The organism is Aeromicrobium sp. (genome assembly GCF_036676885.1).
Lineage (GTDB): Bacteria > Actinomycetota > Actinomycetes > Propionibacteriales > Nocardioidaceae > Aeromicrobium.
In genome coordinates this window covers 1-5,805 of record NZ_JAKFCB010000355.1, presented here as the reverse complement: position 1 = coordinate 5,805, position 5,805 = coordinate 1, and the positions used below count along the sequence as shown (strand labels likewise).

Below are 5,805 nucleotides of genomic sequence, written 5' to 3'. Positions count from 1 at the left end.
CATCCTCATCATCGGCTTCACGATGTCCGAGCTGGTGTCGGCCTATCCGACGTCCGGCGGCATCTACTGGTGGGCCTCCAAGATGGGCGGGCCGGCGGCGGGCTTCTTCACCGGCTGGCTCAATCTGGTCGGTCTTCTCGCGGTCACGGCCTCCGTGGCGTACGGCTGTGCGACGTTCCTCGACCTGACGCTCAACACGATGAGCAGCAGCTGGGCGGACGGCTACAGCCTCCAGCGGGTCTTCGTGATCTTCCTGGTCCTGCTTGCCATCGCTGCTCTGCTGAACATCTTCAGCGGCCACCTGATGGCGGTCATGAACAACATCTCGGTCTGGTGGCACGTGGCCGGCGTCGCGGCGGTGATCGCGATCCTGGCGTTCGTGCCCAAGGCCCACCAGTCACTGGACTTCGTGTTCACCGACAAGGTCAACAACTCCGGCTACGCCGACGCCGCGACCAACGGCGGCACGTACTGGTTCCTGGTGCTGCCGATCGGCTTCCTGCTGACGCAGTACACGATCACCGGCTACGACGCTTCTGCCCACCTCTCCGAAGAAACGCACGCCGCGTCGGAGCACGCAGCCAAGGGCATCTGGCGGTCGATCGCATACTCCGCGCTCGGTGGCTGGATCCTGCTGCTGGCGTTCCTGTTCGCAGTGCAGGACAAGGACGCCGTCACTGCTGGTGGCGGTGGCGTCGACCTGATCTTCGGTCAAGCCCTCGGCCAGGGCTGGCATGTCACGGTCCTCGCGATCTCCACGGCGGGGCAGTTCTTCTGCCTGACGGCGTGCCTCACGAGCACGTCGCGCATGACGTTCGCCTTCAGCCGTGACGGCGCGATCCCGGGCTCGAAGATCTGGTCCAAGGTGACGGCGTCGAAAGTTCCGGCCAATGCCGTCGTGTTCGCGACGGTCATCGGCGCGATCATCACGTTGCCTGCGCTGGTCGAGGTGGACATCAACGGGGCGCCGGTGCCGGTGGCCTTCTATGCGGTCGTCTCGGTCGCCGTCATCGGCCTCTACCTGGCGTTCGCGATCCCGATCTGGCTCCGCTGGAAGATGGGCGACTCATTCGTGCCGGGCAGCTGGACCAACGGCTCGAAGTACAAGTGGATGAACCTCATCGCCGTGGCCGAGATCGCGATCATCTCGGTCTACTTCATCCTGCCGTTCACCCCGGCGGCGGTGCCATGGAACGACGACTTCTCCTGGAAGTACGTCAACTACGCGCCGATCCTGACCGGCGGCGTGCTGCTCGCGCTGGCGATCTGGTGGCATGTGTCGGCCAAGAAGTGGTACACGGGCCCGAAGCACACGATCGACGTGGCAGTCGTGGAGGCCTTCAAGGACTAGATGAGGCGATACGGTCGGGCGTGTGAGGACACTGCACGTCGATGACGAGGCGCTGGGCGACAAGCCTGACCTCTCGGCAACGGCGGACGATGGTCCCTCACACGCCCGCATCGCGTCGTGGCTGCTCGGCCGGATCGGTGCCGGCAAGGTCCGGCCGGACGACAAGCTGCCCCCCGAGGAGGAGCTCGCCGCTGCCCTCGGGGTCAGCCGTATGACGTTGCGGCAGGCGCTGGGATCGCTCGAGGCCCGCGGCTACATCGAGCGTCGCCGAGGTCGCTCGGGTGGCAACTTCGTCCGCGAACCACGCATCGAGGTCGACCTCAGCGGGTTGCCCGGATTCACCGAGCTGATGCGGCGCGCCAACGTACGCGCGGGCGCCCGGATCGTGCGGGCCGGCATCGTGTCGGCGTCGGCCGAGGTCGCGTCGGCGCTCGAGCTCGGCCGCCGGCACGACGTCATCGAGGTCATCCGCGTACGCTCCGCGCGGCGAGTGCCCCTGGCGCTCGAGGAGACATACCTGCCGGCCCACCTGTTTCCCGGGTTCCTCGACCACAGCCTCACCGGCTCGTTGTACGGATTGATGCGGGAGCACTACGGGCTCGCACCGCACCACGCGAAGGAGTGGCTCGAGCCCGAGATCTCGACGGCCGAGCATGCGCGACTGCTGGAGATCGAGCCCGGCTCGGCCCTCATGCTGGTGACCCGCAAGGCGTCGACCGCGACGGGGGTGCCGGTCGAGTACGCGCACGACCGCTATCGGCCCGACCGCACCCGGATCAGCCTCCAGACCGGAATCGGCGCGAGCTCCGTGCCGGAGCTCAACATCGAACCCGTGTGAGCCTGTGTTGCGTCTAGACCTTAAGTTGGGTCGTCGATAGGCTGCGCGAATGGTGGACATCGAGGCGCTGCTGGACCAGGTGCCGGTCCTCGCCGGATCCCCGCGAACCGTCGAGGAGCTCTCCGGCGGCCTCACGAACCAGAACCTCAAGGTCACGACGCCGGCAGGCGAGTTCGTCGTACGCCTGGCCCGCAGCGACAACTCGTTGCTGGGCATCGACCGGGACGCCGAGTCCTACAACACCAAGGCCGCCGAGGCCTCCGGTGCGGGCGCGCCGTTCGTCGACTACCGCCCCGACCTCGGCGTGCTGGTGATCGGGTACGTCGGGGCCCGCAGCTATGTGAACGAGGACCTCCGCGTCCCCGGGGTGCTCCCGCGGGTCGCGGCGGCGATCAGGCTGCTCCACTCCGGCCCGCGGTTCTCGACGAACTTCGACATGTTCGTCCGTCAGCCGACATACCTCCGTACGTGTGTCAGCCGCGGATTCGCGATCCCGGACGACTACGTCTCGTACGGCGCGGAGTTCCTCCGCATCCAGGGTGCGCTCGCGTCCCGCCCGCTGCCGACCGTGCCGTGCAACAACGACCTGCTCGCCGGCAACATCATCGACGACGGCGAGCGGATCTGGCTGATCGACTACGACTACGCCGGCAACAACGACGCCTACTTCGAGCTCGGCAACTCGTGGACCGAGTGCGAGCTCGACGACGACCACCTCACCGAGCTGGTCACCGCGTACGTCGGTCATGAGGACCCGGCCCTGATCGCCCGAGCCCGGCTGCAGGCCACGGTGTCGCGCTACGGCTGGTCGCTGTGGGGGTTCATCCAGGCCGCGACGAACGACGACGACTTCGACTTCCACGGCTGGGGCCAGGACCGCTTCGACAAGGCCGTCGCCGACTTCCGCAGCCCGCAGTTCGAGACCTGGCTCGACACGGCGGCGGGAGCGGCATGACCCTGCCCAGCCGCGCACGGATCGTCATCATCGGTGGTGGCGTCGTCGGCACGAGCGTCGCCTATCACCTGACCAAGGCGGGTGAGCGAGACGTCGTGCTGCTCGAGCAGGGCGAGCTCTCCTCGGGCACGACCTGGCACGCCGCCGGGCTGGTCGGCCAGCTCCGCGCGACACAGGCCGGCACGACCCTCGTGCAGTACAGCGCATCCCTCTACGAGCAGCTCGAGGACGAGGTCGGCCTGAGCTCGGGGTTCAAGCGCTGTGGCGGGGTCACCGTCGCGCGCACCGAGGACCGCATGGAGCAGCTCCGCCGCACGGTCGCGACGGCCGCGGCGTACGACCTGGAGTGCGAGCTGCTCACACCCGAGCAGGCCGGCGAGCGCTATCCGCTGCTCGAGACCGGCGACCTGCTCGGCGGCATCTGGCTGCCGGGCGACGGCACCGCCAACCCGACCGACCTGACCCAGGCGTTGGCGCGGGGTGCTCGGCAGCGTGGGGCGACGATCGTCGAGCACGTGCGGGTCACCGAGGTGCTCACCGACGGCGGGGCGGTCACCGGCGTGCATACGGACCAGGGCGACATCGAGGCCGACATCGTCGTCAACTGCGCTGGCCAGTGGGCGCACCAGCTCGCCGCGCAGATCGGTGTCACCGTGCCACTGCACTCGGCCGAGCACTTCTACGTCGTCACGGACCAGATCGAGGGAGTGCGCCCGGACCTGCCGATCCTGCGCGACCCCGACGGCTACACGTACTTCAAGGAGGAGGTCGGCGGGCTCGTCGTGGGTGGCTTCGAGCCCGAGGCCAAGCCGTGGGTCGCGCCCGACCAGATCCCCTACCCGTTCGAGTTCCAGCTGCTCGACGAGGACTGGGACCACTTCCAGGTCCTGATGGACAGCGCGCTCGAGCGGATCCCCGCGCTGCACGACGCGGGCATCCGCAAGTTCTACAACGGCCCGGAGAGCTTCACCCCCGACAACCAGTTCATCCTCGGCGAGGCGCCCTCGGTCCGCGGCTTCTTCGTCGGCGCGGGGTTCAACTCGGTCGGCATCGCGTCGGCCGGTGGCGCCGGCCGCGCGCTGGCCGAGTGGGTGCTCGAGGGGCAGCCGACGGTCGACCTGCTGGCGGTCGACATCCGCCGGTTCGCGCCGTTCCAGAACGACAAGGCATACCTGCGGGCGCGGGTCACCGAGGTCCTCGGCCTGCACTACGCCGTGCCGTGGCCCAACCGGGAGTACGACACCGCGCGGCCGCTGCGGACGTCGCCGGTCTACGAACGCCTGGCCGCGGCCAATGCCGGGTTCGGCAGCAAAATGGGCTGGGAGCGCGCCAACTACTTCGCGCCACCCGCCGTCCACCCCGCGATCCAGTACGCCTGGGGCAAGCAGAACTGGCTGCCCTGGTCGGCGGCGGAGCAGGTCGCCTGCCGAGAGGCCGTCGCGATCTTCGACCAGTCCTCGTTCTCCAAGTACGTCGTGCACGGCGCCGACGCCGAGGCCGCCCTGCAGTGGATCTGCAGCAACGATGTCGCGGTCGCTCCGGGCCAGACCGTCTACACGGCGCTGCTCAACGAGCGGGGTGGCTACGAGTCCGACCTGACCGTGACGCGGGTGTTCGATGATGAGTACTTCCTCGTCGCGAGCTCGGCCACCACCGAGCGCGACCAGGACTGGCTGCGGCGCAACATCCCGGCCGGGCTCGATGCGCAGGTCCAGGACGTCACCGACCGGCTCGCGGTGTTCGGGCTCATGGGGCCGCAGTCACGCGAGCTGCTGAGCCGACTGACCGACGCCGACGTGAGCGAGGACGGGTTCCCGTTCGGCGCCAGCCGCGAGATCGACCTCGCCGGGTTCACGGTGCGGGCCACCAGGATCACGTACGTCGGCGAGCTGGGCTGGGAGCTGTACGTCCGCACGCACGACGCGCTCGAGGTCTATGACGCGATCCAGGCGGCCGGCGACGACCTGGGCCTCGTCGATGCCGGCTACTACGCGATCGAGTCGATGCGGCTCGAGAAGGGCTATCGCGCGTTCGGCCGCGAGCTCACGCCCGAGGTCGACCCGGTCGAGGCCGGCCTGAGCTTCACCTGCAAGCTCGGCACCGACATCGACTTCCTCGGCCGCGCCGCCGTCGAGAAGGCCAAGGCCGTGGGACCCTCGCGCCGCCTCGTCTCGTTCGCGCTCGAGGACCCTGAGGTCATGGTGTGGGGCGGTGAGCTGCTCGTACGCGATGGGGTGCCCGCCGGGCAGGCCACCTCGGGCGCCTGGGGCGCGACCCTCGGCACGGGCGTGGGCCTGGCGTGGGTGCACGCTGCCGACGGCGCCACGGCCGACGCGGCATACGTACGGGCTGGTGACTACGAGCTCGACGTCGGCGGCCGGCGCATACCGGTCGCGGTCAGCCTCAGGCCGCTGTTCGATCCTGCAGGGGAGCGGATCAAGGCGCCGTAGACATACGCCTCGCGGTGCCGATAAGGTTCGATATCAGACCTTAAGGACAGGCGAGGGGAGGCGGCATGGCGGCAGGACCCGACGACGTCCTCGCGGACACGCAGGATGATCTCGCCGCCGCGGTGCTCCGCCCCCTCCGGGCACACCACGCCTTCGAGTCGTGCGTCGAGATGCTCGCCACGTCGATCCGCCTCGGCATCTACCCCGACGG

Annotated in this window: 4 protein-coding genes; all 4 read left to right on the top strand. The window is 68.9% G+C overall.

Annotation, left to right across the window (positions count from 1 at the left end):
* A partial coding sequence (locus V6M46_RS16840; RefSeq protein ID WP_332667192.1) for an amino acid permease occupies positions 1 to 1,351 on the top strand: 1,351 nt, incomplete at its 5' end.
* A 22-nt stretch (positions 1,352 to 1,373) separates the two neighbouring features.
* Positions 1,374 to 2,189: a GntR family transcriptional regulator gene (locus V6M46_RS16835; RefSeq protein WP_332667190.1), complete on the top strand. Its 816-nt coding sequence runs from the start codon at positions 1,374 to 1,376 to the stop codon at positions 2,187 to 2,189.
* Between the two features lie 49 nt (positions 2,190 to 2,238).
* Positions 2,239 to 3,144: a phosphotransferase gene (locus tag V6M46_RS16830; RefSeq protein ID WP_332667189.1), complete on the top strand. Its 906-nt coding sequence runs from the start codon at positions 2,239 to 2,241 to the stop codon at positions 3,142 to 3,144.
* On the top strand, positions 3,141 to 5,594 hold the full coding sequence (locus V6M46_RS16825) for a GcvT family protein (RefSeq protein WP_332667187.1): 2,454 nt from the start codon (positions 3,141 to 3,143) through the stop codon (positions 5,592 to 5,594). The genes V6M46_RS16830 and V6M46_RS16825 overlap by 4 nt, the downstream gene beginning before the upstream one ends.
* The last annotated feature ends 211 nt before the right edge of the window (positions 5,595 to 5,805 follow it).